This window comes from Streptomyces sp. W16, assembly GCF_033194735.1.
GTDB lineage: Bacteria > Actinomycetota > Actinomycetes > Streptomycetales > Streptomycetaceae > Streptomyces.
This window is the reverse complement of record NZ_JAWOAI010001175.1, coordinates 1-891: the sequence shown is the minus strand read 5'-3', so window position 1 is coordinate 891 and position 891 is coordinate 1. Positions and strand designations below refer to the sequence as shown.

General features: G+C 75.9%; 1 protein-coding gene. It reads right to left on the bottom strand.

Going from position 1 to position 891, the window contains the following annotated elements; all coding sequences use genetic code 11:
- The coding region (locus R6V09_RS54030; protein WP_317888677.1) for an ATP-binding protein at positions 1-891 on the bottom strand (891 nt) is incomplete at both ends.

The following is an 891-nucleotide window of genomic DNA, read 5'->3' as shown; positions in this document are numbered from 1 at the left end:
CACCGGTGAGCACGGCGTCGCGCAGGAGCGGATGCGCGTACCGCGGACGCCCGCCGGGGCCCGGGCGCAACACCCCGAGCCCGGTCATCGCGGTGAACCAGCCGGCCACCCGCGCCGGATCGACATCTGCCAACTCGGCGATCAGGGCGGCCAGTTCGTCGACCGGAGCGGGCGCGTCGCGGTCGGCGGGCAGCGCTCCGGGAGGATCCCCGGCACAGCCCTCGTCCAGTGCGGCCAGAACCCGTGCGACCTCGCCCGTGGCCGGGCCCGCGCTGTCCAGCCACCAGGACACGGCCGCCGGATACGCCCCCGGGTACAGCGCGGCGGACGTCTCCGGCACCGTCGGATGCCGGCCGGCGTCGAGGTCGTCGAGCAGGGCGCGCAGCAACAGGGGGTTGCCGGCGCCGGCCCGGACACAGTCGTCCACCCAGGGCCCGGGCGCGTCGGCGTGCACCGAACGGACCAGCCCGGCGGCCGAGTCGGCGGTCAGCGGGGCCAGGGTGTGGGTGCGGACCAGCGCGGGCGACAGGGTGTGCGTCAGCCCCGGCGCGGACGGCTCGATGTCGTACTGGCTGCGCTCGGTGACCACCAGCAGGATCCTTAATCGGTCCACGTGCCGGGCGGACTCCACCAGCCACCGGTGCGAGGCGGCGTCGGCCAGGTGGACGTCGTCCACGGCGATCAGCAGCGGTGCCCGGTCGGCGTACGAGCGCAGCACCCGCCACAGCCGGGCGGCGCTCGCCCGTTCGTCCCCGTCGACCGAGAGATCCGCGAACTCCGGTACCGGGCCGAGGAGTTGCAGGACGGCGGCGTACGGGATCACCTGGTCGCGAGGCGAACAGCGGGCCCGCAGCACCCGCATGCCGTGCGCCGCCGCGTCCTCGGCGGCGG